The organism is Pseudoalteromonas sp. Scap03, assembly GCF_013393115.1.
In the GTDB taxonomy this organism is placed as follows: domain Bacteria; phylum Pseudomonadota; class Gammaproteobacteria; order Enterobacterales; family Alteromonadaceae; genus Pseudoalteromonas.
In genome coordinates, this window is the sequence record NZ_VDEU01000002.1 from 211,485 (window position 1) to 235,235 (window position 23,751).

The 23,751-nt window shown below is 37.3% G+C and carries 17 protein-coding genes; 5 read left to right on the plus strand and 12 right to left on the minus strand.

Annotated elements, in window-relative coordinates:
* Window positions 1-7: 7 nt before the first annotated feature.
* On the minus strand, window positions 8-1,246 hold the full coding sequence (locus FHG08_RS16285) for an AAA family ATPase (RefSeq protein WP_178957084.1): 1,239 nt from the start codon (window positions 1,244-1,246) through the stop codon (window positions 8-10).
* Window positions 1,247-2,017: 771 nt separating this feature from the next.
* Here FHG08_RS16285 and FHG08_RS16290 point away from each other — a divergent pair.
* The gene (locus FHG08_RS16290; RefSeq protein WP_013463357.1) at window positions 2,018-3,232 is read left to right on the plus strand and encodes a hypothetical protein; all 1,215 of its coding nucleotides are present in this window, start codon (window positions 2,018-2,020) and stop codon (window positions 3,230-3,232) included.
* A 61-nt stretch (window positions 3,233-3,293) separates the two neighbouring features.
* Here FHG08_RS16290 and FHG08_RS16295 read toward each other — a convergent pair whose 3' ends face one another.
* Window positions 3,294-4,169 (minus strand): DNA replication terminus site-binding protein, encoded by an 876-nt coding sequence (locus FHG08_RS16295; RefSeq protein WP_178957085.1) that lies wholly within the window; start codon window positions 4,167-4,169, stop codon window positions 3,294-3,296.
* A gap of 602 nt (window positions 4,170-4,771) precedes the next feature.
* Here FHG08_RS16295 and FHG08_RS16300 point away from each other — a divergent pair.
* Window positions 4,772-6,121, plus strand: coding sequence for a class II 3-deoxy-7-phosphoheptulonate synthase (locus FHG08_RS16300; protein WP_178957438.1), 1,350 nt, complete (start codon window positions 4,772-4,774; stop codon window positions 6,119-6,121).
* Between the two features lie 91 nt (window positions 6,122-6,212).
* On the opposite strand, the gene FHG08_RS16305 is transcribed toward FHG08_RS16300, so the two are convergent.
* Entirely contained in the window at window positions 6,213-7,022 is an 810-nt protein-coding gene (locus FHG08_RS16305; protein WP_008108730.1) for a pyruvate, water dikinase regulatory protein, read from the minus strand.
* A 154-nt stretch (window positions 7,023-7,176) separates the two neighbouring features.
* Between FHG08_RS16305 and ppsA the strand changes: the two genes are divergently transcribed.
* Window positions 7,177-9,552 carry a phosphoenolpyruvate synthase gene (gene ppsA, locus FHG08_RS16310; protein ID WP_008108727.1) on the plus strand — a complete coding sequence of 792 codons (2,376 nt, stop codon included), beginning with the start codon at window positions 7,177-7,179 and terminating at the stop codon, window positions 9,550-9,552.
* Window positions 9,553-9,604: 52 nt separating this feature from the next.
* On the opposite strand, the gene FHG08_RS16315 is transcribed toward ppsA, so the two are convergent.
* Window positions 9,605-9,817: a PGPGW domain-containing protein gene (locus tag FHG08_RS16315; protein WP_178957086.1), complete on the minus strand. Its 213-nt coding sequence runs from the start codon at window positions 9,815-9,817 to the stop codon at window positions 9,605-9,607.
* A 144-nt stretch (window positions 9,818-9,961) separates the two neighbouring features.
* On the opposite strand from FHG08_RS16315, the gene FHG08_RS16320 reads away from it, so the two are divergent.
* Window positions 9,962-13,006, plus strand: coding sequence for an FAD-binding and (Fe-S)-binding domain-containing protein (locus FHG08_RS16320; protein WP_178957087.1), 3,045 nt, complete (start codon window positions 9,962-9,964; stop codon window positions 13,004-13,006).
* Between the two features lie 39 nt (window positions 13,007-13,045).
* Here FHG08_RS16320 and FHG08_RS16325 read toward each other — a convergent pair whose 3' ends face one another.
* The 4 genes from FHG08_RS16325 to FHG08_RS16340 are packed head-to-tail and all read right to left on the minus strand — an operon-like array spanning window position 13,046 to window position 17,816.
* Window positions 13,046-13,642, minus strand: a complete 597-nt coding sequence (locus FHG08_RS16325) for a DUF1566 domain-containing protein (protein WP_178957088.1) — start codon at window positions 13,640-13,642, stop codon at window positions 13,046-13,048.
* A 27-nt stretch (window positions 13,643-13,669) separates the two neighbouring features.
* Entirely contained in the window at window positions 13,670-15,346 is a 1,677-nt protein-coding gene (locus FHG08_RS19195; protein ID WP_178957089.1) for a DUF1566 domain-containing protein, read from the minus strand.
* A gap of 59 nt (window positions 15,347-15,405) precedes the next feature.
* Window positions 15,406-16,605, minus strand: coding sequence for a sodium:proton antiporter (locus FHG08_RS16335; protein ID WP_178957090.1), 1,200 nt, complete (start codon window positions 16,603-16,605; stop codon window positions 15,406-15,408).
* A complete protein-coding gene (locus tag FHG08_RS16340; protein WP_008108719.1) occupies window positions 16,605-17,816 on the minus strand; it encodes a tyrosine-type recombinase/integrase in 1,212 nt (403 codons plus the stop codon). The genes FHG08_RS16335 and FHG08_RS16340 overlap by 1 nt, the downstream gene beginning before the upstream one ends.
* Before the next feature lie 140 nt (window positions 17,817-17,956).
* Here FHG08_RS16340 and FHG08_RS16345 point away from each other — a divergent pair, with 140 nt between their 5' ends.
* The gene (locus FHG08_RS16345; RefSeq protein WP_178957091.1) at window positions 17,957-18,520 is read left to right on the plus strand and encodes a YSC84-related protein; all 564 of its coding nucleotides are present in this window, start codon (window positions 17,957-17,959) and stop codon (window positions 18,518-18,520) included.
* Window positions 18,521-19,036: 516 nt separating this feature from the next.
* On the opposite strand, the gene FHG08_RS16350 is transcribed toward FHG08_RS16345, so the two are convergent.
* From FHG08_RS16350 to FHG08_RS16365, 4 genes are all read right to left on the minus strand, one after another.
* The gene (locus FHG08_RS16350; RefSeq protein WP_178957092.1) at window positions 19,037-20,083 is read right to left on the minus strand and encodes a patatin-like phospholipase family protein; all 1,047 of its coding nucleotides are present in this window, start codon (window positions 20,081-20,083) and stop codon (window positions 19,037-19,039) included.
* 92 nt (window positions 20,084-20,175) lie between these two features.
* On the minus strand, window positions 20,176-21,582 hold the full coding sequence (locus tag FHG08_RS16355; RefSeq protein WP_178957093.1) for a sodium:alanine symporter family protein: 1,407 nt from the start codon (window positions 21,580-21,582) through the stop codon (window positions 20,176-20,178).
* Window positions 21,583-21,708: 126 nt separating this feature from the next.
* A complete protein-coding gene (gene ctlX, locus FHG08_RS16360) occupies window positions 21,709-22,620 on the minus strand; it encodes a citrulline utilization hydrolase CtlX (protein ID WP_178957094.1) in 912 nt (303 codons plus the stop codon).
* Complete coding sequence (locus tag FHG08_RS16365; protein ID WP_178957095.1) at window positions 22,617-23,699, minus strand: ornithine cyclodeaminase; 1,083 nt, start codon at window positions 23,697-23,699, stop codon at window positions 22,617-22,619. The genes ctlX and FHG08_RS16365 overlap by 4 nt, the downstream gene beginning before the upstream one ends.
* Window positions 23,700-23,751 lie beyond the last annotated feature (52 nt).

Here is a 23,751-nt window from a genome sequence, read left to right on the forward strand (position 1 = left end):
AACATCCTTACTTAGGCGTATTTAATTTTGATTGTGTAGATTGCCAATTTGAACGAATTAGCATTTCGAGTTCGTCTACAACATCTTTGATATTTTCTTGTGCGCGCATTAACGATTCTCTACTCGCTAAACTGTCAGACGCTTTTTGATCAAAAATAGTATTAAACGAGGATGAACTCGCAGTAATTGCTGAGCTGTGATTAATAGGGTAGCTCATGACTTGGCGACCAAAGGCGCTTCTTACGTCTTTAACTATGTCACGTTGTGAGTGATTACCTTTTACATAATTGGTAACCAAAAATTGCATAAAGTCCCAACCATCGTGACCAAGAGCTGCAACGGTATGATAAATCTCACCTAAACGTTTTAAATATTTATTATTAGCATCAAAGTCTACCGCTTCAGGATGAACCGGTATAAGCATCGCTGTAGAAGCCATTAATGCATTATAAAACATAAAGTTAAGAGTAGGCGCTGTATCAATTAGTAAAATATCAAATTCATCTTTTACTGGCTCGATAACACGCTCTAACAGCTTATGGTAATGGCGAGTTTGCTCATAGTTTGAGGTGTCTTTAAGCAACGTTGCAGTTTCGTGTTCAAAATAAAAATCATCCATACCTGAGGGTAAAACACGAATATTAGGAATATGAGTTGGTAAAAAAGAGTTTGAAACAAATTCAGACCAGGTTTCTCCTTCTTCAAGATCAATGCAGTCACGCATTAAATCACCAACAGTAATTGGATCGGGCTCAGAAGATGGGAAAAAGCTAGATGATGACCCCTGTGGATCTAAATCGACAATGCCAATTCGGTAACGCTTGATGTTAGTAGTTGCAAGTGCTGCAGCAATATTAACCATGCTCGTTGTTTTACCACAACCACCTTTTAGTGAATTAATAACAATAACTTGGAGTTTGTCTGTCGGTGCACGATGATCGGGTTTTATATCCATTATATCGGCCATGGCAAAAATATTAACCAACGTATAAGCGTAATGACCGTTTGCACCGCGTTTTATGTTTAAATCGTCAAAATCACCATTGTCATGGCGTCTTTTTAAGGTACGATTATTACAACCAAGTAAATCAGCAGCGGCTTTTTGGGTGTAGGTTCTTAATTCTTTTTCTTCAGATTTAAGATGGGCGCGGTAATGTTGAATACGTCCTTCTAGTGATTTTTCAGCAACTTCTGCGGTTGCTTTCAAAAGTCGGTAGGTATCTAGCGCATTATTATTGATAGACATACTTTATTCCTCAAAGTTAGGCGTTTAGTATAATGTCCATTCAATTAGCTGTAAACAACTATTTAAGGCGACATGCATTTTAAATACATGACATATAAAATAATTTTACGCCTTTAATATTGCTTAGTATAAATAAAGAAGTTTAAGTATGGTTAAATATATAAGGTATTAAAGGCTAAGGCCTTAAAATATACATATAACATTATGATTTATATAAACAATGTTAAAAAAACTGGATCAGTATTGTACGTGGTTAAGATCAGATCCTTATCTACTAGCAGATCACCTTTTTACTAAGCAAATATTTAGCAGCTTAGTTACGCACAGGTTAAGCACTGAGTTACTCACAAAATAGATGCTGTAGATCATGTTTTTACTAAGTAAATTATAAAGTTATGCACCCACCATCAGGAATAATAAGCGGTTTAATTAGTATAGATCTGATCTGTAGTAAGTACAGATCAGATCTATGCTAACTGGAACTAAACTTATCCACAGGCCTCTCATTTTTACTGTCATTTGTCGTGCTAAATTTAAAAAAAAACACTTTGCAATGGACAAATTTATTCTTCAGTTAGTAAAAATTCGGTTTATTAAAGCCTAGTTAGTAAAAACCTGATCTGAAATCTCATGTTTTAACTTTTTCTTAGTAAAATATTGATCTGTGCATTTTATTTGAAGTCAGATCACTTTTATACTAACTTAAACATTTAACTTTTGTGGCTTTATGTGTTGTTATTAGCTGTCACAATAAAAACGGAAATAAAAACCATGAGCCGAAAGGTCAACATCTCGGTAGATAACTTGCCCGATACACTTAGGGGCCAAATTCACGGGGTGGAAAGTGCAATTGATAACGAAAGCTTAGCACTATTTACAGATAATAAAGATGTGCGAATTTCGATAGAAAATGCAGCCCATGGGTTACGCGCTTACTCTAACACATTTAACCATTATGATCTGTGGGGACGCTTTGTTCGCTCAGGACATAAAAAGCTGCCACTTGAAGAAGCCCCTAAAAAAACCATAATTACACGTAAGATATCTGAAAAAGTAGACGGTATTTTATACGATGGTGAAATTAAAATAACACCGGCTGTGGTAAGTACTCGTAAAGATGGTGAAGACGTAGAATACTTAGTTTGGCCATCAGATAGAGAAGAAAAAGTTGAGCGTGCACTTATTCGCCTTGCTTCAAAAGGTAAAATAGTAAAAATTAATTTTAAGTCCGGTATTCAATATGCCGTTGTGTTTTCTATGAACGAATTAGCACAAGAACTTAAAGCGGTAGGTCAATCTATGCCTTACCCACAAATTAAAGAATCGCTCGAAGCATTACAAGGTTCAAAACTTTCTTTTAAATATTCTGCTACTGACACTAAAAACTCAGATATTGATGATTCGTTCTACGAGTCGAATATGAACTTTTTATCGTCTTTACACTTTAGTGGTAAAAAAGGCCAAGGCGGAAATGTTAAATGTGTAGCGTGTTTAAATGCGTTTGTTCATAACATGATAGATAACCTTGAATATAAAGGTTATTATTTTAATAGTGCTCAAGAGTTAAAGCGCGGATTATCGCGTTGGATGATGCTACGTTTATATCATTTATGGCGCTATGCTGCCCCAGGAAAAACATACCATTTTAGACTGCTGTCTATTATGGAAAAATATGGCTCTATCTATTCAACTGATGATATTACCGAAAATAAATTAAAAGCACTGCGCCGTGATATGACTACCACGATGAAAGATTTAATAGAAAAAGGAGCAATATCTGAGTACAGCATTACTAATGTAAAAGATGATAAAACAGGTAATATTGTAGATTACACTTATGAAATGCACCCATCTGATCAGTTTTGTGATGAGATACTGGCATTAAATAAACATAACAAGCGTATAGAGATACAAGGTGGTAAACGCATTGTTGAAAATGCAGTATTAATTGATGAAGATAAGCTGGAAGAAATTGTAGAAAAATAATTATATTAATTTTTACCAGTAGTTATATTAAAGGCCACATTAAGTGGCCTTTTTAACATAATTACTTTGTTACTTGTTCTAAATATAAACGGTCTACCAGAAAGTCATACTCACGTTTTCGTGGATGTGATAACGGTTTTTCGTAACTCGGCAGTTGGCCATACTTAACATCGGGTTGTGGGTTTATAAGAATAAAAGGTAAGGCCGCACTAACATGATAACGATTTTGAGCCGTGTATCTTACATTAACTTGTGGGCTAACTCGGGTAGGGCGCCTAATTCGTAATTTTTCTTTTTCACCTAGACTGGCAACACGAACTTGCTCTTGAGCAACCAATGATTGCCATTTTTGCTGATCAATCATTCTTGGGTTTTTATACCCAGCGGACTTTTCGAGCATTTCAAGAGCCATCTTTTTTGTGAGTGTTTTAGTTGCGTGTTTATGCATCCAAGTAAAACGAACTGAAAAAGGGGATTCGCTTTCGCTATGAATTTTACGATAAGCGGCAAGCGTAATTAAATTTGGCATAGCATTATGTACGGCTTCAAATCGAGCATCGTTATTGTCTATCGCCAAAATACAATTTTTAAATGCCGCTTTTGCATTATTAACTTGAGCAATCCGATCAATAATAGCTTGTTTATTAGCGTCTTGTATAATTAATAAACCAGGGTGGCGCTTTAATACGCGACTACTCAGACCAGGCTTTTTATACATATCAGAAAAAGAATTTAAAATAGCCTTATGTGCCAGTTCCCCTGTAATTTTAGATACTGCAATCGACTCGGGAATTATATTTTCATCCACACTGCTTATTTCTGGCAGTTGATAGTATTCAGCTTTAGCAAACCCATACTCTTTAAGTTCCTCAATTAGCCTAAGCGTTAACTCATTGAGTAAATCAAACTGACTTCTAATTTGTACCTTCGTAACCATAACACCAACAAGAACACATCTTACTATTTAGTTATTTTCGCAAATAACCTTTTCTTTTGGTAGTTACTTTTTAAATATTATTCTAATGCCAAGATTGAATTCAAATCAGATTAAGTATGATGTGTTCTTTATTGTTGGTGTGATCATTTTAATAATAATATTTTCTAACTAACTAATAGTTATATATAAACGCAGTATGAAGTAGTGGGTATAACCAGCAGAACTACTCAGCTAGCATATATATTTGAAACTACATAACTGACGGCTGATATATTTAATTTTAACTGTAAAGTTAAGAATACATATAGTTGATTTAAGTATGATGTGTTCCTTGTGTTAACATTATCTTATACAGCTTAGCTAAGTGGCTACAAGCAAAGCTTAATAAATACCACTCTTACTATTTATCCTACTGTTTTATAATGTATTAGTGTTCTTTATTTATATATTTATTATCAATAAAATAGTTAAATCATAGATAATAATCCTATTTAAATTTAACTAATAACTAAATAATTCGTAAATAGTCGATTTAGTCCTTGAACAAAGCCCTCTGCATACGTTAATTTCAATACATCAGGTAATAGGAATGAGGAATGAACATGCAATCGTGGAACCCAAATAGTTGGAGAGAACTGCCAATACTGCAGCAGCCACAGTACCCAGATCAAGACGTATTAAAATCGGTTGAAGGCCAGCTTAAAAGCGCACCGCCTTTAGTGTTTGCAGAAGAGACTAGAAGTTTGTTTAAACAACTTGAAGATGTGTGTGAAGGCCGCGCATTTTTACTTCAAGGTGGTGACTGCGCAGAATCATTTAGTGACTTTAACGCTGCAAATATTCGCGATACATTTAAGACCATTTTACAAATGGCTGTAGTACTAACCTATGGCGGTAAATGCCCAGTTGTAAAAATTGCACGTATGGCAGGTCAATACGCTAAGCCACGCTCAGCCGACTTAGAAATAATAGACGGTGTTTCGTTACCATCTTACCGTGGTGATATAGTAAATAACTTTGAGTTTACTGAAGAAGCACGTATTCCAGACCCCCAGCGTTTAATGACCGCGTATCATCACAGTGCGGCAACACTCAACCTACTACGTGCTTTTGCACAAGGTGGGCTTGCTGACTTACATCAGGTTAACCGTTGGAACATGGGCTTTGTTGCTGCTAATCCACAAAAAGCAAAATACCAACAGCTGGCAGATAAAATTCAAGACGCTTTAGAATTCATGGAAGTATGTGGTATTAATTCAACTATAGCGCCAAGCTTAAAAGAAACAGATTTATATACATCACACGAAGCGTTATTGCTAGGCTATGAAGAGGCATTAACCCGTAGAGACCATTTATCAGGCGACTGGTACGATTGTTCAGCGCACTTTGTTTGGATTGGTGAGCGTACACGTCAGTTAGACCATGCTCATATTGAATTCTTTAAGGGCATTAAAAATCCAATAGGCGTTAAAGTTGGCCCAGGTATGGATCCTGACGAACTTATCCGTTTAATTGATGCACTAAACCCAGATAACATTCCTGGCAGGTTAACGCTCATTACACGAATGGGTGCAGATGTATTACCAGAGAAGCTACCAGCGCTTGTTCGCAAAGTACAGCAAGAAGGGCGTAAGGTAATTTGGAGCTCAGATCCAATGCATGGCAATACAGAGAAAGCCAGCTCAGGTTATAAAACTCGCAGCTTTGATAACATTATGCGCGAAATTAGTCAGTTCTTCGCTGTTCACAAAGCTGAAGGCTCATACGCAGGTGGTGTTCATTTAGAAATGACCGGACAACACGTTACTGAATGTACCGGTGGTGCATACGGTTTATCAGATGATGACTTAGCGCAGCGTTACAAAACTCAATGTGACCCTCGCTTAAATGCCGACCAAGTATTAGAGCTTGGCTTTTTAGTTGCAGACCTTTTAAAGGATGCTCGCAAGTAATACACCTTCTTAAAATGTTAAAAGCCGCTATTATTTAGCGGCTTTTTTGTGTCCTGGGCGCAATTACATGCTTAAATCACATGTTAGTTTGTTAGTACTTACGGCGCTCAAGACCTGTATCAGAAATGATTTTTGCTGAGATCTCTTCAACAGAATGGTGGGTAGAATTTAAATGAGCAATTTTATGCTTCTTATAGAGCATTTCTACTTCGCGCACTTCAATACGACACTGTCTAATTGATGCATATTTTGAATTTGCCATTCGTCTATCTCTGATCGCAGCCAGTCTCTCAGGGTCTATAGTTAAACCAAACAGTTTATGCTTATAAGGCACTAAGCACTTGGGTAACCCTTCGCTTTCTAAATCATCTTCTGTGATCGGATAGTTAGCCGCTTTAATACCGTATTGCAGGGCTAAATAGAGGCTTGTTGGCGTTTTACCGCTTCGACTAACGCCAACTAAAATAATATCAGCCTCAGCAAAGTTTTTAATATTACCGCCGTCGTCATTCATTAAAGCATAGTTAACTGCATCAATTCTAAAGTCATAACTTTTTTCGTGTATTGAATGGGTTCTATGTACTTTAGGTACTGGGGCAACGTTTAATTCGCTTTCAATTTTTTCGCTATAGGTTGTTAAAAAGTCATACGAGACAGCATCTGCAGAGCGAATAATTTCCGATAATTTATGGTTCACAAAAGTAAAAAACACTAGAGGCTTCTCACCTTGCTTAGACGATGTGGCGTTAATAAGCGCTTTGATTTCATGCGCTTTTTCTTCGGTTTCTACAAAAGGAATTGTTTTATGATTAAATTCGACAGGAAATAAAGACAAGGTCGCATGACCAAACACTTCAGATGTGATTGCCGTACCATCTGAAATATAAAACGCAGTTCTCATAAAGCCTCTTTTTTATTACATTTAATTTTAAAATAAGTGTATCACGGTTTACGTGAGGACGTTTGCCAGTGTAGAATGGGGGCGACCTTTATAAAAGGTTTTCTTTCTTAACTCTCACAGTTAGTACTACAATTTGTTTTTTGGAGAAAGATCCGTGCAAGAATACGTTCTCTGGTATCAAGAGCTTGGTATGCAAGATGTTCCTCGAGTTGGTGGTAAAAATGCCTCACTTGGTGAAATGATTTCAAACTTAGCTAACGCAGGTGTGCAAGTCCCAGGTGGTTTTGCTACAACCTCAGACGCTTTTAACGAGTTTTTAGAACAATCAGGACTCAACGCAAAAATTCACGACATTTTAGATACTCTTGATGTTGATGATGTAAACACACTCGCCAAAGTCGGCGCCGATATCCGTCAGTGGATTATCGATACCCCATTCCAACCTAGTCTAGATAAAGCAATCCGCGATGCATACAGCCAACTTCATGGTGACGCTTCTGCAGATGTTTCATTCGCTGTTCGTTCATCAGCTACTGCTGAAGATATGCCAGACGCCTCGTTTGCAGGCCAACAAGAAACGTTCTTAAACGTTGTTGGTATTGATTCTGTAATGACTGCTATTAAACACGTATTCGCTTCGTTATTTAACGACCGCGCTATTTCTTATCGTGTTCACCAAGGCTACGATCACCGTGGTGTAGCGTTATCAGCGGGTATTCAACGCATGGTACGCTCTGATAAATCAGCATCAGGTGTAATGTTCAGTATTGATACTGAATCGGGCTTTGAAGATGTAGTGTTTATCACATCAAGCTATGGTTTGGGTGAAATGGTTGTTCAGGGTGCGGTTAACCCTGATGAATTTTATGTTCATAAACCAACGCTACTTAAAAACAAGCCAGCTGTAGTACGTCGTAACATTGGCTCTAAAGCCATTCAAATGATTTACTCTCAAGACAAAGCTCATGGCAAACAAGTAGAAATTGTTGACGTAGACTCAGCACTTTCAAACAAATTTTCGATTACAGATGAAGAAGTGCAAGATCTTGCCAAACAAGCTGTAATCATTGAAAAACATTACGGTCGTCCAATGGACATCGAATGGGCAAAAGATGGTAACGATGGCAAACTATATATAGTTCAAGCCCGTCCAGAAACTGTTCGCTCAAACGAAGACACAAACGTAATGGAACGCTTCCAACTAAATGGCAGCAGCAATGTTGTTGTTGAAGGCCGTGCAATTGGTCATAAAATTGGTAGTGGTGTTGTACGTGTACTTGACTCAATCAAAGAGATGGACCAAGTACAAGTAGGTGACATATTAGTTACCGACATGACAGACCCAGACTGGGAACCTATTATGAAACGCGCGGCTGCGATTGTTACAAATCGTGGTGGTCGGACATGTCATGCTGCAATCATTGCACGTGAGTTAGGTATTCCAGCCGTTGTTGGTTGTGGTAATGCAACAGACTTAATTAAAGCTGGTCAAGAAGTTACTGTATCATGCGCCGAAGGCGATACTGGTTTCATCTACGAAGGTATTTTAGACTTTGAAGTACTTACTTCACGTGTTGATGAAATGCCTGAACTTCCAATGAAAGTGATGATGAACGTAGGTAACCCAGATCGCGCATTCGATTTTGCACGTTTACCACATTCAGGTGTTGGCCTTGCGCGCGTTGAGTTTATCATCAACCGTATGATTGGCGTTCACCCTAAAGCGTTATTAAATTTTGATGCACAAACAGATGCATTAAAAGCAGAAATCACAGACATGATTGCCGGTTACGAATCACCTGTTGAATTCTATATTGGTAAACTAGTAGAAGGTATTTCTACCTTAGGTTGTGCGTTTGCACCAGAGCGTGTAATTGTTCGTATGTCTGATTTTAAATCAAACGAATATGCTAACTTAGTGGGCGGCCAGCAATACGAGCCAGAAGAAGAAAACCCAATGATTGGTTTCCGTGGCGCTGCACGTTATATCTCTGAAGACTTCCGTGATTGTTTTGCACTTGAGTGTGAAGCTATAAAACGCGTAAGAAACAGCATGGATATGACCAACATCGAAATCATGATCCCATTCGTACGTACCCTTGAAGAAGGTAAACGCGTTATTGAATTACTTGAAGAACATGGCCTTAAACGTGGCGAAAATGGTCTTAAAGTAATCATGATGTGTGAGCTTCCGTCAAATGCATTAATGGCTGAAGAATTCTTAGAATACTTCGATGGTTTCTCTATCGGTTCTAACGATTTAACACAGTTAACGCTTGGTCTTGATCGCGACTCAGGTTTAATTGCTCACCTATTTGATGAGCGTGACCCTGCAATCAAAAAGCTACTTTCTATGGCTATTAAAACAGCCAAAGAAAAAGGTAAATATGTAGGTATTTGTGGTCAAGGTCCTTCAGATCATGAAGACTTTGCAGCATGGTTAGTAGAGCAGGGCATTGACTCTGTTTCGCTAAACCCAGATACAGTACTAGAAACATGGTTATACTTAGCAGACAAACTTGCTAAGTAAGTTACCTCGTTAAAAAATGCCAGCAACTGCTGGCATTTTTTATGGCTAAAAATTAATTTTTTGCTAATTTTTTATCTAAGTAGGCACATGAACGAGTCAGTGCTTTTTGGCACCATGTTAAATACCCTCTAGCTTTAGGGTAATACATAGAAAAGCAGAATAAGCCTGCAATAAAAAATATTAACGATGGCCCTGGCACCACAGCAAACAATAATCCGAGTAAAATAAACACTGTTCCGCTGATCTGCATTAGTAGTTTTTTCATATAAACCTCATAGTAGGCGTTTAACTTGATTATAATTGCAGCTGCTCATATATCGATAAAAAGAGTGTTACAAACTGTAAAATCTTCAATTTCTATTAGCCATCGCCATGATATAATTACACAAATGCATTAATAAGCGCCGCCATGATAGCAACTATTACACAACAAGATGCCGCGACCGAGCTTGTCGCAAATTATTTAAATACTATAAAAAATCAAGGGTTTACTGGAGATACAGACGCAAGCTATGCAACCAGACTCACAGCGTCAACCGATAACAGTATTTACCAGCAGCTTCCGCAAGGTGTTATTTTTCCTAAAAGCGAAAAAGACATTCAAGTTGCTCTGCAAATAGCATCGCAAGACCCTTTTTTATCGTTAACTTTTGGTCCTCGCGGTGGCGGCACAGGAACAAATGGTCAATCTTTAACGCCTGGTATTGTGGTTGATTTATCACGTTATATGCGTGAAATCCTCGAGATAAACGTTGAAGAAGGTTGGGTACGAGTTCAAACCGGTGTGATAAAAGATCAACTTAACGACTTTTTAAAACCGTATGGATTTTTCTTTTCACCCGATTTATCTACCAGTAACCGCGCCACTATTGGCGGCATGATCAGTACTGATGCATCGGGGCAAGGCTCCTTAGTTTATGGCAAAACCAGCGACCATGTTTTAGGGCTAACCACCTATTTAGTTGATGGCACTGCAATGTCTACCAGTCCGATAGACATTGAAAAAGCAAAAATAATTGCCGATCAGGAATCCTTAATTGGCAAACTCTACAAAACAGTATTAGACATATCACTTAATGAACGCGACGCTATATTAGCCAAATTTCCACGGTTAAATAGATTTTTAACCGGTTATGACCTAGAACATGTGCTAAGTGAAGACTTACAAACTTTTGATATGAGCCGCTTAATAACAGGATCAGAAGGCTCTTTAGGCATAGTTACTGAAGCAAAATTAAACCTAACACCTATCGCAGAATTTAAAACCCTCATAAATATAAAATACGACAGTTTTGATTCTGCGCTTCGCCATTCACCATTTTTAGTTGATGCCCGCGCAACTTCAGTTGAAACTGTTGACAGCAAAGTATTAAATCTTGCTCGTGAAGATATTATTTGGCACTCAGTATCGGACTTAATAACTGATGTACCAAATAAAGATATGCAAGGACTCAACATGGTTGAGTTTAATGCCGTATCTCCAGAAGATATAAAAGACAAAGTAGACACATTATGTAAATTATTAGATGAATGTGTAGCTAATCAAACTAATGGTGTTATTGGCTATCAGTTAACCAGCGATAAAAGCGATATACTAAAAATTTATGCAATGCGTAAAAAATCAGTGGGTTTACTAGGCAATGTAAAAGGCAGCCAAAAACCTCTCGCATTTGCAGAAGATACAGCCGTTCCACCAGAAAATTTAGCCGATTACATTGTTGAATTTAGAGCACTACTTGATAGCTATAATTTACAGTACGGTATGTTTGGGCATGTTGATGCGGGCGTTTTACATGTTAGGCCAGCACTGGATATGTGCGACCCGGAACAAGAAAAATTACTGCGCACTATTTCAGATGAAGTAGTAAAACTCACCGCTAAATACGGTGGTTTAATGTGGGGCGAGCACGGTAAAGGTTACAGAAGTGAATACGGTCCTGAATTTTTTGGTGAGCATTTATTTACCCAACTACGAAAAATAAAATCGGCGTTTGACCCAAACAACAAAATAAACCCCGGTAAAATATGTACCCCGCTTGAAAGTGAAGACTCACTAGTTAGCGTTGATGGGCAAAAGCGTTCTTACTTCGACAAGCAAATTTCTATTGATGTTAAGACCAGTTTCAACAATGCAATGACCTGTAATGGTAACGGCCTGTGTTTTAATTATGATGAAAACTCGCCAATGTGCCCGTCGTATAAAGTAACTGGCGATCGCCGTAATTCGCCAAAAGGCCGAGCAGGGCTAATGCGTGAATGGTTACGTCTTCAAGAGTCAAAAGATGTTAATTTACTCGAGGTTGAAAAAGAGCTAAACAAAGGTGAAGTAATTACTTGGTGGGAGCGCTTTGTTCATAGCAGAGAGAAAAAACAAGGCGTTTACGATTTTTCGCATGAGGTAAAAGCCTCAATGGATGAATGTTTAGCGTGTAAAGCGTGTACCACGGCTTGCCCAATAAAAGTAGATGTGCCAACTTTCCGTGCCCGTTTTTTAAATTATTATCATAGTTATTATGCCCGCCCACTCAAAGATTACTTAGTGGGTAATATAGAAAACAGCGCACCATTAATGGCAAAATTTGCCAGAGTTATTAATCCAATTGTAAAAACATCATTAGTTAGTAGCCTCATTAAAAAAACGGTTGGCTATGTTGATACCCCGCAGTTAAGTATTCCAGCACTCAAAAAACGTGTAAACAAAGCGCAAACATTTAATTTAGAATTACTTAAAAAGTTAAGTGCCAATGAGCAAAATGATTATGTGTTAATTGTTCAAGACCCATTCACCAGCTTTTACGAAGCAGAGTTGGTTGAGAGTTTTATTACCCTAATTACTCAGCTTGGAAAAAAACCAATGCTGTTACCCTTTAAACCCAATGGTAAACCTCAGCACGTGAAAGGTTTTTTACATGAATTTAAGCTAACAGCAAAAAGTGCCGCAGAATTTTTAAATCAGCTTAATGATATTAATGCACCGCTAGTTGGTTTAGATGCATCGTTAGTAATGTGTTATCGCGATGAATATAATACAATTTTAGAAAATAACCGTGGTGACTTTAATGTGCAACTTGCGCATGAATGGTTAGAAACACTATCGTTCAGTACTTTAGAAGCTAAACAAACTGATACTGAATTTACCTTGTTAAGCCACTGCACCGAAACGACCGCGCTACCAAAAGCCGCAAGTGTGTGGAAAAATATTTTTGATCAGCTTGGTTTAACATTAAACACCACAAATACTGGGTGTTGTGGTATGGCCGGTACTTATGGTCATGAAGCACAAAACCAAGCAAACTCTAAAGCACTTTATGAAATGAGTTGGAAACCTATCGTTGATAAAAATAAACCTGAGCAACTTTTATCAACTGGCTTCTCATGTCGTAGCCAAGTAAAACGTTATGAAAAATTTAAGCCTAAGCATCCAATAGAGCTACTGGCAGAGTTAATTAAGTAAAATCTTGGCGCATAGTTTATTATGCGCCAAAATTTGAGTTTAATTTACTGTTCTAACAAGCCTAGCAGCTTGTGGATATTCTATATACGCAGTATTACCGCCGCCGATGTCATCATACTGGGTGGCTAATGTACCTGTAAGAAAATCAACTTTCCATGCAATTGATGAATAATTAGAATCTATAGAGGAACTCCAATACATAGCTATAAATCTTGTTTCATCGATAGAGTCTTTTCTAGATTGAATTGTACCAGGGAAAATATATTTATTTATAGCTGGACTATGACAACTATGCTCTATAATTGTCTCTAGTTCTTTTACATTTGGTAAGCGCCAATCTGTGTAACTAGCAAATGTTTCACTTTCAGCTATGTTTAACGCATTCCTCCATGTTAGTAGGGCTGATGAAGTATCACCTGAACAATTATTACTATCCCAAGTTTGACCTAAGCTGCATCTCATCCACATTAAATTTGTTTTTATGTCAGTAACTGTTCCATCACCATTGATACTAAAGCGCTCATTTGGGGTTGTCTTAATAATGCTTTCTGAACATTCTTGTGCTTTTGCTATAGAAAACGTAAATAGAGTTATAAATACAATTAGTAGAGTAGAAAAATTTATTTTTTTATTCATGTTATATCCCTTTAATTTTAATTTGACTTATTGATTTTTAACCAATCGAATATGACTTGCTTTTGTTTTAGACGTTTCTACTATAAAGTTATCTAAAGAATATTCATCACCAAAATTTGGTGGTGGTAGGAAAAAAATACCTATAGCAAGGTTTTGTTCGGGATAGGGAGTCACCTTAGAGGTCGCAGTCCAAAAAGGAAGATTAAAAGAAGTACTTGGGAAAAATGAGGTATCTATATTAGGAGTATTATCAGCTGCGGAAATTCCAAAGTCTCGAATTGATAATAATTCAGTTTGCGTTGGTAATCGCCAATCATTTTTCCCACAAAAATTTTGTTCATTAACCATATTAATGTATGAATAAGAATCACAGCTATCAATAGAACACACACCTTGGTTCTTTAAACCAGGATAACCCGCATTTTTTGAAGAGTCTGGATCGTACCAACTATATGTATGCTTTGGATCATGAAGAGCTTTTTCACTCGATTTAACCTCCCAAACTAATCCAGTAACGTTATCAAGTACACAAGACCAACTCTGTGAACTTTTATCGACTGGGTCTCCATTACTATCAAGTTTAGTAAAACTAAAACCGGCCTTTCCATCTTGATCATAGTTACTACTAATATCACGTCCAGATTGAGCATCTTCACCAACACTAGATTGACAATTCGGTAGTAACTTCCCCTCAGCATCGAATTCCTTAGCGCAGCGCAATAGACCAGTATCATTTATTTTACTGTTAATCAATGGCTTTATTGCTATATTTACAGTAGATATATCTGTTAGTCCTTCAGCATCTGTAACTGTTACTTGGAAAGATAGAACTGTTGATACAATTACAGAAGGTGCTATGAATTTTGCTTTTTGTTTATTTGAATTATTTAATTCAATTATCAACCCTGAATCATCAATTTGACTCCAAGTGTAAGTTAACAAAGAAATGTCATTATCATCACTGCTCAGTGAAGCATCTAATTCAACTGTTTCACTACTAATTGCAAAGTACGATTCACCTGCACTTGCTGTTGGTGGTTCATTTATATCGTTTATTGTAATTAATACAGTATCTTCGATCGAGTTATTAAAATTGTCACTCACTGTAAATTTGAACTCTAGCACTTCAGTATTACTAACAGCAGGAGATACAAAACCTGTTATTTTTTTATCATTATCATTAAGCGTAACGGGGGAGCCTGATATTTGAATCCACGAGTAGGTGTGTGCATTATCATCAATATTAGTTGAACCGATTAATTGCACTTCTGAACCTTCCTCGACTATCTGATTGGAGCCTGCATCTACGGTTAAAGGAATAACTGTTTTTTTTACAATTATTTTTACTGTATCGCTTGTTTGTGCATCAGAGTTATCTATAACAACTAACTTAAACTCTAATTCAGTTTCTTCTTCAAAGCTCGGCAGAGTAAAGCTTGTTTTTGAGGTATTATAATTTTGAAGATTAACTTTTTTACCCTTAATTTGCTCCCATAAAAATGAGACAATGTTACCGTCTTCGTCCGAAGCAACGCCATTTAGATTAACTACTTCATTGCTATTTACAATCTGGTCTGGACCTGCGTTAACAGTTGGAATTATATTACTATTCTTAGGCTGTTCTTTATCACCTCCACCACTACCACAAGATGCAACAGAAATAACAATAGCTACATTCAAAATAAACTTAACAATTTTATTCACTTAAATATCCTTATAAAAATAATTAGAAAATATATTACCACAATTTTAAATAACAGTGTTTACGCTTTTTTATTTGAAAAACTGTCTGCAATCGGTTTTGTACTAATACCATGAATAAATACACTAAATAAAATTGTGGTCATAGCAATGGTCGCAATTTGAAATTTATTTTCTATTTGTGTATCAATAACCATTAAAGTAAAAACAATCGAAGCCAATCCTCGCGGCCCAAACCAAGCAAACGTTAAACGCTCTTTTATTTTTAATGACGTATATTGCAGTGACAACATAACAGGAATTATTCTGATCAGTGTTGTACTAAGTAGCGCATAAATTATTATTTCAGTATTTAATTTCGGGATCACTAAATAAGCACAAACAAAACCGAATAAACACCAAATCATTAAAGAGGAAAAGTCAGCTATATGCTCTGAGTCTTCAATCAGCTCTTTGTTTATTTTGGTGCTCGCGTATTTATCAAATAAAAGCCCCGCTACAAATACGGCAATAAATCCACTTCCATGAAAATATTGCGTAAGTGAAAATACAGCCATAGCAAAACCCAATAGTAAAAACGGGCTAGTGTTTTGGGCAAAGTAATGTCGCTTCATTGCAAAGTTTAAACACGGAATAAAAACAGCAATACTTGCAAATGCAATTAATAATGCAACTCCCAACTCTCTACCAAATACACTTAACGTTTGTGTTGCAGTAATTGCAGATTCAGGATTTTTTGCGAGCAGAATAAATATTAAAAATATAGGCACACATAAGCCATCGTTTAAACCGCTTTCTGTATTAATACCTTCGCGTATTTTTTCAGGAACTTTTGTATTGCTTAATAATCCCTTACTTAACGCCGCATCGGTTGGGGTTAATATAATTGCGATAAGTGCTGCTTGAATTAATGAAAGCTCAGCAAATAAAAATAACGCGGTTACAATCCCGAGTAATAAAGTTAATGGTAAGGCAACAAATAAAAGTAAACTTGGGTATTGAAAACTATGCCTTAATACTCCTAATTTTGACTTTGCTGCATCGGTAAATAAAAAGATACTGAGCGTTAATTCTATAAAGGGCAGTAAAAACCGTAAGCCATTTTTAAAATTTTCACTTTCGTTCGGAGCTATCAATGCTAGCAGCATCCCCCCTATAACAAAAAACATCGGCCCAGTAATTTCTGTTTTTTCTAATTGGCGTAGTGTTGTAGAATAAATTAAAAATAATGCACCAATAAGAGCAATAATTAAGTATTCCATTAAATCTTCCTTTTTATTCCAGACTTTGCCCGTTCTTTAATATTTGTTTGAATATATATTTGATCGGTTGTGGCTATTTTTGCGTGGCCTAAATCTTCAGATAAATGTTTTAAAGGTCGAGTTTGTGCGTCATGCGTTGCACCGGTATGTCGAAGCCAATGTGCAGTGGCCGCTTCTAATTGTTCCGCGTCATCTTTAAAGCCATCATCAAGTAATGACTGCTGAGCAATATCAAAACTTTGTTGTACTAAACGTCGAATTTGTCTTACTGTCATACCACCTTGGCCACGAATTTTATGCACTAACGGGTCGGATTCGTCAACACGGGGCAGGGCAGGTAAACCACGGTATAACCGATAACGTTTTAAATACTCAAGAAAATCATCACTTAAAGTTACATCTCGTAATTTATTACCCTTACCCATTATACGTAAAAACCAAAAGCCATCGTTATCTTGCCAAAAATGAGACATAACAGGTGACCATTGTGGACGTTCTGATAATTCTGATATACGTAAATATAATCCTTTTAAACAGGCGAGGGTAAAAAGGTTTCTTTCATACTCTGGTTTTTGTTCGCACAGATCACGCGTTACACCAAATACGTATTCCCATTGAATATCGCTTAATGTATCGGGAATTTGTATTTGTGATTGTACAACCAAGTAGGGGCTATTTTTCTTAACCACAGGTACAAAGTTAGCGAAGGTTTTTTCTTCTAAAATAGCGAACTTGTAAAATACATTAAGTGCAGTAAACATTGCGGATAATGTTTGCTGACTCGCAATAGATTCTTTTTGCATGAAAGGGCGCCAATTTTGGTTTAACCGACGTACTCCTTGCTCATCTTTATAGCGCCACTGCACCGAAGTTGATGCCCACTTTTTATCCGGCTCGACCATAAAATCAACATACGCCTCAATATCTTCACGCTTTAAATCGAATACTGATTTTTCAGCTATAAGCCATGACCACAAATAAAATCGTTCTAATTCATTGCGAAAACGACTATAAGTTGCTTCTGATTTTCGGCCATAAACATATAAAAACTGGTATAAAAAATTTAGATCGGCCTTTGATTCAGTTACAGTCAAGCTGACTTGCTGTATAAAAGAGGCTAGTTCTGGATATTCTGATTGCAGTGTATTATCTTCAAGATGAGCTATTTGATAACGTAATTGTTTTAATGTATCGACCAGAGCAACAAGCATAATAGTAAAATATATAAGAAAATAATAGACTTATAGATTAACCTTAAAGTCCGATACTGTCTAGTATTGGACATAACGAAATTTTGATATTTATGCTAAATGCAGATTTATTAACCATATACCTTATTAAAGGAAAAATCATGAAAAAATTACTTCTGTTGAGCATGTTAGTTATTAGCGTTTTATTAGTAGGTTGCGCTACTACAGGCAGTGCTTCTCCTGGAGAAAAACGTGCTTTAGTACAAAGTATGAAATCGAATACATTAACTGCTTTATACGAAAAAAAACCAGATGTTAAAACTCAAATTGCAAACTCTGCCGGTTATGCTGTATTTGATAATGCCAATGTAAACGTTATTTTAGCCAGTTTTGGTGGTGGGTACGGTGTAGTAAAAAATAACCTAACCGGAAAATCTACCTATATGAATATGGGCGAAGCTGGTTTAGGCTTAGGTTTAGGTGTTAAAGATTTCAATATTGTGATGGTTTTTCACGATCAAGCAGCGTTAAATAGATTTATTAAACATGGTTGGGCGTTCGGTGGTAATGCCGATGCTGCTGCAAAATACCAAGATAAAGGTGGCGCTTTAGTTGCCGAAGCTCTTGCTGACCAAGTTACTGTTTACTCTTTAACCGAAAGTGGCCTTGCACTGCAAGCTGTTTTAAAAGGCACTAAATTTTGGGTAGATTCTGAGCTAAACTAAGCTATCAAAACCCTATCATAAGTGGGCTAGTTTTATGGATTACGCCCACTTTAATTTAATTCACTCAATTTAACATAACGTAATTTATGGGTAGTTAACTATCAGCTATCAGCTATCAGCTATCAGCTATCAGCTATCAGCTATCAGCTATCAGCTATCAGCTATCAGCTATCAGCTATCAGCTATCAGCTATCAGCTATCAGCTATCAGCTATCAGCTATCAGCTATCAGCTATCAGCTATCAGCTATCAGCTATCAGCTATCAGCTATCAGCTAAAATAATTTTACGCTTATAGAATCCAATATACGATGTTTATTATTCTCTTTTCATTTTTTAACGAATAGCAGAAAACATGTATAAAACATTTAAAGCATAAAATAAAACTTAGAACACTTATTTATCTGACCTAAAAAACCAGCTTTTAAATATAATTAAAACTTAAACACTTTAATATAAAGGCTTACACTCTTTCATTTATATCACTTGAGATGGTTATTTTAATTTTTAAAGTTAAATTAGTTATATAACTTCAAATCAAAGTTATCAGCATTTAATTTATTATCAAACGCTTCAGCTAATTTCTCAGTTTCACTAAACACGGTGTTCCAATATTTAATACGAGTGTCTGCATCAAGATCGGTAAAGTCGTTTCTGTCTGGAATTTTTCCATAAGGTAAGCCGGCTATAAATTCTTTTGATGGGGTGATCATCACAACGTTGTCGTAATTTTGTGGTGCTACTTTACGTTTTAAGTTTTTATCAAACCACCCTGCTTTTGGCTCGCTATTAAAATGCGGATACAAAATTAAACCTGGATTATTAATTTTTAAATCAAAGTGGTAGTCAATTATTCCGCCATCGCGGTAAATTCCTGGTGGCGAACCGGCAATATTTTTTATACCTTGCATTACTAGTGGTATAGAGCCCGATGCCAATAAGGCATCTTTCAAATTTGTTTGAGTAAGTTCAATGTTTTGTGTTTTAAACTTATAACTGTCGGTAATACTTAAATTACTATTGGGCGCGCCAAAAATAAAACGCTCGTACTGAGCGCCTAATAATTTACGATTAACGCGGTTAAGCATATAACTTTTTGATAAACCCAAAAGCTGTATTAACTTATGTTCGCTGGCAATAAACCCGTTAGATTTTGCGACAATAAAATGCGCTTTAAAAACAGGATTATTTATAATTTCAGTAACGCCATCATCACCAAATACATCATCTAATAATGCGCGGGCTTTTAGTGTAATTTCAGCGGGCGTTGGTTTATTACTAGAATATCGGGTTTGTGAATACGATTTTGCTAACCGCTTAATGGCTGCAACTGGATCGTTTTGTGCAAAACAGGCTGAACGAAAAGCCCCAGCAGATGAGCCAATTAAATTAAGCGGTTGGGTGCGATGTTTAAAAAATTCGCCAAATATATATTTGTCTAAACCAAATAAGGTAAACCATTTAGGGCCACCACTTGCCCCTAAAAAAGAGGTAAAAATCTCGGGTTTAAAACCTTGTTCGTTTATTATTTTTGCTGCAGTTTTACCCGCATAAATGTCGATCATCTAAAAATACTACCTGTAGAGTCGCAGTTTAATGTTGTTAAAGCCAAATTTAAAAATGAATACTTATGCAACAACAAGTTTAAACTTTAATCTTAATCCCAAATTCCGTCTTCACATTTGCCCTGCACTTTTACGTTTTTTACCTTAAACTCAGGCTCTATGCCTTTGTCTCTTTGTGCGTGGTAGTCGTTAGTAACAGACAAAATAGTCGGTGTGAGTAGTATAATAGCGATTACGTTTACTACTGTCATTAACCCTAGAGCAATATCAGCTAAATCCCATACTTGTTTTAAGGTGGCTGATGCGCCCCACAACATCATTGATAAATAAAGCAAAGTATAAATACTGCGCCCTACTTTGTTATCGAGCTTAAATAAGTGGAGGTTACTTTCGGCGTAGGCGTAGTTAGCAACTACCGAGGTAAAAGCAAATAAAGTAATGGCAGCGGCTACAAAATACACGCCGCCTTGCGCTAAGTGTGAGGTCATAGCGCTTTGTGTTAAGCGTATGCCTTCCATTTCACCGCTTATATCTATATCGGCCAATAAAATAATAACCGCGGTACAACTGCACAATACGATGGTATCGAAAAACACCCCTAACATTTGTATGTAGCCTTGTGTCGCTGGGTGGTTTGGCATTGGACTGGCACTAGCCGATGCATGCGGCACACTTCCCGCGCCAGCCTCATTAGAATATAAACCGCGTTGTATACCATTTTTAATGGCTGCACCCATGGCGCCTGCACCAGCTTCTTGCAAGCCAAACGCTGATAAAAATATATCTTTAAGCATGGCAGGTACTTGGGTGAAGTTAATCAGTGTAATTACTACAGCAACAAGCACAAACACGATGCCCATAACAGGCACTACTCGCTCGGCGAATCGGGCAATGGCTTTAAAGCCACCTAAAATAATAGAGCCTGCTAAAAGTGTGATCACAACACCTGAGTAAAAAGTGGGTATTTCAAATGCGTAATTTAGTGCATCAGTAATGGTGTTGGTTTGCATGGCGCTAAAGGTAAAGCCGTAACCTAAAAACAAACAGGCGGCAAACACAATAGCAAATGCACGACTGCCTAAGCCTTGTTGAATATAATACGCAGGGCCACCTCTGAATTCGCCATTGCTGTCGCGAATTTTATATACCTGGCCTAAAATACTTTCTGCAAATCCGGTTGCCATACCTAGTATAGCAATAACCCACATCCAAAAAATGGCACCGCTACCACCGAGTGATATAGCCACAGCCACACCGGCTAAATTACCTGTGCCTACTCGAGCACACAGCCCAGTACAGAGCGCTTGAAATGATGAAATATCGTTTTTATTACACTTACTACTGCCTTTTAGCAGGCTAAACATGTGCTTAAATTTAACTAATTGAATTGCTTTTAAGCGTACTGAAAACCATATTCCGGTAAATAGGAGAATGTAAATAAGTACTTGCCCTTCGCCCCATAAAAGGCCATTGACACTTTTTACTACGATATCGAACATGGGCTAATCCTTTTGTATTTATTATGTTTTTACTCAGCGAGTAGTTGAGTAATTTGCATTTAATAATGCATGTTAGCCATAGCTTAGCGGAGCTAAGCTGCCTTAGAATGTTGACTTAGAGGTAGGTTATTTACTTTGCAGGTGTATACCCGCAATCATGCATCTAACCGAACCTCCCGCCGACTCTATGGTTGGTATAGGTAACGGAACAAGTTTAGCTGTTTTTTGTATTGCTGCTTTTTGCTCGGTTGTAAGTGCATTAAACGCCGTTTGTGAGAGGGCTAAAATACGACCATTTGTACCTTGTAGCTCTATTGCATTGCCGCAAAAGCTATTTATTTGCTCATTAGTTAAGTTTATTACTTCTAAATGGCTTTGTATAAAATGGCTAGTTAATTGTTTGTGCTGACTATTTGGCACCATATTTAAGCTGATCATGGCAAACTGTGTGGCTACACACATCAATACATTAGTATGATAAACCGCAGTACCTTGCTCATCGTAGGCGTTAAACACAACAGGTTTTAGCTTTAATTGCTCGCATACTGTATTAACTACAGCTTTATTAGTGCGCTTCGATTCTACTGCATAAGCAAGCTTATGGGGGTGGTCAATAACAAGCGAACCTGTACCTTCTAGAAATGCATTTTCTTTCGATAAAAATGAATAATCAGTCACAGAAAACACTTTATAGTGATTAGTCAAAAAATCAATAATATCTTTTCGATATTCTAACCTTCTGTTTTCTGCGTACATTGGGTACATAACTAGCTCGCCACTTTGATGGGTAGAAAACCAATTATTTGGAAACACAGAATCGGGCGTGTGCGTATGTTCGTCTTCAAAAAGATGAACTGTTACGCCCTCGTTTTGTAATAATTTGACCGCATTAGTTACTTCGTCAAAGGCAAGCTGACTCTGGTTTTGTGAGTTGCAGGTACTTTGAAACGTATTGTCTAACATAGTTTGTGGGTTAGATGTAAAGTGATGCGGGCGCACCATCACCACCGCTGTCGGTGCTTGCTTTATGTGGCTCATGCGACTTGCTCTTGCTTAGTTGCTTTTGATGTTTGTACACTATTAAGTACCGAAAATAAATTACGCGGATCAGCTCGTTGTGTAATTAAATCAAGTAGTTCAAACTCACCCGCAACCACCAGCGCGTCTTTAATATAAATCAGCGCGGTAAAGTCTTCGCTCGCAAAACCTACCCCATCAAAAATAGTAAGCTCGTCGTTACTTGTACGCCCAGGTGTTTGTTTATTAATTACTTTATGAAACTCGGTCACTGCAAAGTTTTCGGACATTTGCTGGATTTCGCCCTCTATTCTGGTTTGCGGCTCATACTCTACAAACACATTTGCGCGCCCTAACAATTGCGAATCAAGCTCTGTTTTACCAGGGCAATCGCCACCAATCGCATTAATATGAACACCTTGCGGGATCATATCGCTGGTTAAAATAGCGACATTTTTTTTATCGGCTGTGCAGGTTGTAATAATGTGCGCACCTTGTACGGCTTCTTCTGCGTTATTGCATATAGTCACATTTAAACCATAGCCACTTAAGTTGTTGTAGGCTTTTTTAGAGGCGTTTTTATCAATATCGTATAAACGAATGTGGGTAATGCCTAATACGGCTTTAAAAGCCAATGCCTGAAACTCAGACTGTGCACCATTACCAATTAATGTAAGCGTTGTTGAGTCTTTGGGTGCTAAATACTTTGCCACAAGCGCCGATGTAGCCGCTGTGCGTAAGGCCGTGAGTAAGCACATTTCGCTGATCATAACCGGATAGCCGCTATCAACATCCGATAAAATACCAAACGCGGCAACGGTTTGAAGTTCCTTAAAGGTGTTTTTTGGATGACCATTTACATATTTACAGCTAAACATTTTACCGTCGCTTACGGGCATAAGCTCTATTACGCCATCCGGAGAGTGCGCCGCATAACGTGGCGATTTATCAAATTCGTTCCAGCGAGCAAAGTCGTGTTCTAATCTTTGGGTAAGCTCAAGCAATACGTTTTCTATTCCGACTTTAGTTATAAGTTTAGCCATTGCCTGTACGCTAACAAATGGAACACCTTGTTTTGGCTCTGCTATAAAATGACTCATAAACACCTCTTTAATGACTATATAAGTTAATTGAAATAAGTTTATAGGCCAG

What these genes read in the sequence shown, in the direction of transcription:
- FHG08_RS16285 (WP_178957084.1), bottom strand. Translation starts at nt 1,246, where the DNA reads ATGTCTATCAATAATAATGCGCTAGATACCTACCGACTTTTGAAAGCA.
- FHG08_RS16290 (WP_013463357.1), top strand. Translation starts at nt 2,018, where the DNA reads ATGAGCCGAAAGGTCAACATCTCGGTAGATAACTTGCCCGATACACTT.
- FHG08_RS16295 (WP_178957085.1), bottom strand. Translation starts at nt 4,169, where the DNA reads ATGGTTACGAAGGTACAAATTAGAAGTCAGTTTGATTTACTCAATGAG.
- FHG08_RS16300 (WP_178957438.1), top strand. Translation starts at nt 4,772, where the DNA reads ATGCAATCGTGGAACCCAAATAGTTGGAGAGAACTGCCAATACTGCAG.
- FHG08_RS16305 (WP_008108730.1), bottom strand. Translation starts at nt 7,022, where the DNA reads ATGAGAACTGCGTTTTATATTTCAGATGGTACGGCAATCACATCTGAA.
- FHG08_RS16315 (WP_178957086.1), bottom strand. Translation starts at nt 9,817, where the DNA reads ATGAAAAAACTACTAATGCAGATCAGCGGAACAGTGTTTATTTTACTC.
- FHG08_RS16320 (WP_178957087.1), top strand. Translation starts at nt 9,962, where the DNA reads ATGATAGCAACTATTACACAACAAGATGCCGCGACCGAGCTTGTCGCA.
- FHG08_RS16325 (WP_178957088.1), bottom strand. Translation starts at nt 13,642, where the DNA reads ATGAATAAAAAAATAAATTTTTCTACTCTACTAATTGTATTTATAACT.
- FHG08_RS16335 (WP_178957090.1), bottom strand. Translation starts at nt 16,605, where the DNA reads ATGGAATACTTAATTATTGCTCTTATTGGTGCATTATTTTTAATTTAT.
- FHG08_RS16340 (WP_008108719.1), bottom strand. Translation starts at nt 17,816, where the DNA reads ATGCTTGTTGCTCTGGTCGATACATTAAAACAATTACGTTATCAAATA.
- FHG08_RS16345 (WP_178957091.1), top strand. Translation starts at nt 17,957, where the DNA reads ATGAAAAAATTACTTCTGTTGAGCATGTTAGTTATTAGCGTTTTATTA.
- FHG08_RS16350 (WP_178957092.1), bottom strand. Translation starts at nt 20,083, where the DNA reads ATGATCGACATTTATGCGGGTAAAACTGCAGCAAAAATAATAAACGAA.
- FHG08_RS16355 (WP_178957093.1), bottom strand. Translation starts at nt 21,582, where the DNA reads ATGTTCGATATCGTAGTAAAAAGTGTCAATGGCCTTTTATGGGGCGAA.
- ctlX (WP_178957094.1), bottom strand. Translation starts at nt 22,620, where the DNA reads ATGAGCCACATAAAGCAAGCACCGACAGCGGTGGTGATGGTGCGCCCG.
- FHG08_RS16365 (WP_178957095.1), bottom strand. Translation starts at nt 23,699, where the DNA reads ATGAGTCATTTTATAGCAGAGCCAAAACAAGGTGTTCCATTTGTTAGC.